The sequence below is a fragment of the Methyloceanibacter sp. genome (genome assembly GCF_058506495.1).
The window spans coordinates 1-3,619 of the sequence record NZ_JBZMXT010000137.1 but is presented as its reverse complement, the minus strand read 5'-3'; the positions used below and the strand labels follow the sequence as shown (position 1 = coordinate 3,619).

The window sequence follows — 3,619 nt, the reverse complement described above, 5'->3', positions numbered from 1 at the left end:
GCGGCGTGAAGCCCCGCACCTACGATCCATTTTGGCGTCCGCACATTCTCAGCCAAGAAGCTGCCCACAAGGCTCCCGGCAGGGGGCAGCAGCGCGAGTGCCAGTACTGAGGCCAATTCAATCATTCAAGCTCTGCCGATATGGGTTTGATCGTCGCCGAGATCGAATTAGACTCCAAGGACCAGACGTTCGATATGTTCGGGAGGCGAGCAGAGCGAATTCGGTTTTCGGTACACGCAGGATAATCTCGAGCACCAAAACAAGGCAAGGATCGCACCCACCGAACCCGAAGCAAAAAAACGATTGCCGGCACTACCATGCTCGAAGCCGCCCTCACCGCTTTTACTACTTTCTTCGCAGTCATCGGCCCAATTGACTCAGCTGTTCTTGTGGCCTCGCTTACGCCAAACCTGACGCGGGCCGAGCGACGGGCGGTGTCGGTCCGAGCGGTGTTCATTGCAACAATCATTATCCTGATATTCGCTCTGGTCGGAGCGCCAGCCCTGCGGCAGCTCGGAGTGTCTATTTCGGCATTGCAAACGGCAGGGGGCATCATCCTCTTCATCATTGCGATCGACATGACGCTTTCGAGACGGCCAAGTCCGACAACCCTCTCCCTCAGAGAGAATGCCGAGGTCGAGAACAAAGCCGAAGCGCAAGCAGAAATAGCCGTGTTCCCCCTGGCTACTCCATTGCTTGCGGGTCCAGGCGCGATGACAGGTGCGATTGTGCTTGGCGCAAGCACCAACGGGGACTCTACGTTACTTGCCGCGGTGATAGCAGGCATAGTCGCTGTGATGGCACTGACTCTGGTGTTATTGCTCGTGGCGCAAGAAGTCCATCAGGCGATTGGAATCACGGCGCGAAAAGTGATCGTGAGGGTGTTTGGCGTACTCTTGGCAGCGCTCGCGGTTCAGTTGATCTTCGATGGCATCTCTGCCGCAAACCTTGTCGGCTAACGCTGTTGCTCAGAAGGCCACAACGCGACATCACACCTAAGAAGCCGGGTGCGAGCACTGCGGAGAACCAGGAGGCGTCAATGATCGAATTATTGAAAGTTTTCCTGTCTCTACCGAAAATCTAGACTCGAACGTAGTCCAGAAGCTTGATTGTCGTGCAAACAATGCCAAGCTTGTTCAAACTTTCTCGTGTTGCCACTACCGCCCCATCTACATCAGGACTGCGGCAAGCACCCTCTACCACTATTACCCTAAAATCCTCGCGGGACGCGTCTTCGGCGGAATAGCGAACACAGAATTGGTGGAGCAGGCCCTTTCTAGGCCAAAGCTGATGCTGAAGTTCGGCTGCTGCCCAGGCGTTGAGCGACATCAAAGTCGGAGCAGGGTCTGCTTTGGCTAAATGGGCTTGGCCTCAGTAATCCTGCGGATCGGACCCGTCAATGGCATGGTTCCAATCCCGGTAGCTCAGAGCTGAAGCGGAGATGTCCCTTTCGGTCATTAGCGGATATCAGTCGAGAACATGGAGGTTTGCGTAGAGATCTGTGCGGGCCCCGGCGGCGTCGAAATGATCCGGCGGTTCCATCTGGACGGACGCGAGATCGAGGTCAGCGATAACCTCGATCAATGGCACGGTGCAGACTATCGCTACTTTAAAGTGAAGGACGAGGACGACAACGTATACATCTTGCGTTTCGATGAGAGTGAAGAGGGTTGGGACCTGATCATCTTTCAGAGTGCAAAGTCGCAAGCCACACCGTCGCACGCACACGCACATCTCCGATACGGGTCCGAGGAAGGCCACTGATGATCGTTCAGAGCAACATGCATGCCCCCGGTTGGGAGGGTTTTCCCCATGGCGCTGACGTAGGCATCCGCGGCTGGGGGCCGACCTTGGAGCAAGCCTTCGAACAGGCGGCTCTCGCACTAACCGGTGTCCTGACCGATGCAGATGTCGAGACCCGAAACTCCGTTGAGGTTGAGTGTGATGCACCTAACGTGGAGGTGTTGTTCGTCGAGTGGCTGAACGCCATTATCTATGAGATGGCGGTCCGCAACATGATCTTCGGCGCGTTCAAGGTCACGATCGAAGACTTACACTTGCGCGGCACGATTTGGGGCGAGCCCGTCGATCAGAAAAAGCACGCTCCTGCCTGCGAGCCGAAGGGCGCGACCTACACCGCGCTCCGAGTCGCTCAAGGGGAGGACGGGACTTTTTTGGCGGAGTGCGTCATCGATGTGTAGAGGTTGAGTGACACCATGGATCCCTCCCGTTTCACCCGCATTGATCCCATGGCCTGGCAGATCGAGCCCACGGGCGCCATGCGTGTGCCGGGCGTGATCTATGCTGATGAAGGTCTCATCCGCGATATGGATGAAAAAGTGTACGAGCAGACGGTCAACGTAGCCACGCTGCCAGGCATCATCAAAGCAGTTTATGTCATGCCCGACGCTCACTGGGGCTACGGTTTTCCCATCGGTGGCGTAGCGGCCTTCGATGCCGACGAAGGCGGTGTGATTTCCGCAGGCGGAGTCGGTTTTGATGTCTCCTGCGGCGTGCGTACCATGCTGACTAGCCTTAGTGTGTCAGACATCAAGCCCTTGCAAAAGGATCTCGCTGATTCTCTTTATCAGCAGATTCCAGCTGGCCTCGGTAGTAGGGGGTCGATCATCCTCGATCCGTTAGAAATGGATTCAATGCTGACAGGCGGAGCCCGCTGGGCGATTGAGCGGGGCTGGGGTGAGACACGCGATCTGGATCGCATCGAGGAACAGGGCAAGATGGCGGGCGCCGACCCCTCCTGCGTTTCCGACAGGGCAAAAGAGCGTCAACGCCGCGAGATGGGCACCCTCGGCTCCGGCAATCATTATCTCGAAGTTCAAGCCGTCAGCGAAATCTTCGATCAGGAGGCTGCGGATGCGTATGCCCTCAAGCCGAACGACGTGGTCGTGACCATTCACTGCGGTTCGCGTGGCCTTGGCCATCAGATCGGCACAGAATTCCTGCGTGAGATGCTTCCTGCGGCGGCCGCAGCAGGGATTACGCTACCCGATCGGGAGCTTGCCTGCGCCCCGATCAAGTCCGAAGTCGGCCAGCGTTACCTCGGCGCCATGCGCGCCGCCGTCAACTGTGCGCTCGCCAACCGTGAGATCATCGGTCATTACGCGAGGCAGGTGTTCGGACACCTGTTCCCAAAGGCCGAGCTCACTCTGCTGTTCGATGTGTCTCACAATACCTGCAAGGTCGAAACACACCAGACCGACGGTGCCAGCAAACCAATGTACGTGCACCGCAAGGGGGCGACTCGAGCCTTCGGGCCGGATCATCCTGACCTGCCAACGGATCTACGCAAGATCGGCCAGCCCGTCATCATCGGCGGCAGTATGGGAACCAGCTCATATGTGCTGGCCGGCGCTGCCAGCAGCGAAGAATTGTCCTTCGCGTCTGCCTGCCATGGCGCGGGACGTGCTATGTCACGCCATGCTGCTCAGAGAGCGTGGAGAGGTCGCCAGATCATCGACGACCTGGAAGAAAAAGGCATCCTAATCCGCAGCCCGTCGGTGCGGGGCGTCGCAGAAGAAGCGCCAGGCGCCTACAAAGATGTCGGTGCAGTGGTCATGGCGGCCGAGGAAGCGGGGCTCGCCCGGCGAGTGGCACGTCT

General features: G+C 57.9%; 4 protein-coding genes. All 4 read left to right on the top strand.

The window, feature by feature from the left end; translation table 11 throughout:
* Window positions 1-317: 317 nt before the first annotated feature.
* The gene (locus AC33YF_RS13200; protein WP_491777674.1) at window positions 318-959 is read left to right on the top strand and encodes a MarC family protein; all 642 of its coding nucleotides are present in this window, start codon (window positions 318-320) and stop codon (window positions 957-959) included.
* Between the two features lie 565 nt (window positions 960-1,524).
* The gene (locus AC33YF_RS13195) at window positions 1,525-1,764 is read left to right on the top strand and encodes a hypothetical protein (protein ID WP_491777673.1); all 240 of its coding nucleotides are present in this window, start codon (window positions 1,525-1,527) and stop codon (window positions 1,762-1,764) included.
* Window positions 1,764-2,201, top strand: a complete 438-nt coding sequence (locus tag AC33YF_RS13190) for an archease (RefSeq protein ID WP_491777671.1) — start codon at window positions 1,764-1,766, stop codon at window positions 2,199-2,201. Before AC33YF_RS13195 ends, AC33YF_RS13190 begins: the two co-directional genes overlap by 1 nt.
* 78 nt (window positions 2,202-2,279) lie before the next feature.
* The coding region (locus AC33YF_RS13185; RefSeq protein WP_491777670.1) for an RtcB family protein at window positions 2,280-3,619 on the top strand (1,340 nt) is incomplete at its 3' end.

Coding starts and splice junctions, on each gene's coding strand:
- AC33YF_RS13190 (WP_491777671.1), top strand. CDS start 1,764: ATGATCGTTCAGAGCAACATGCATGCCCCCGGTTGGGAGGGTTTTCCC.
- AC33YF_RS13195 (WP_491777673.1), top strand. CDS start 1,525: ATGATCCGGCGGTTCCATCTGGACGGACGCGAGATCGAGGTCAGCGAT.
- AC33YF_RS13200 (WP_491777674.1), top strand. CDS start 318: ATGCTCGAAGCCGCCCTCACCGCTTTTACTACTTTCTTCGCAGTCATC.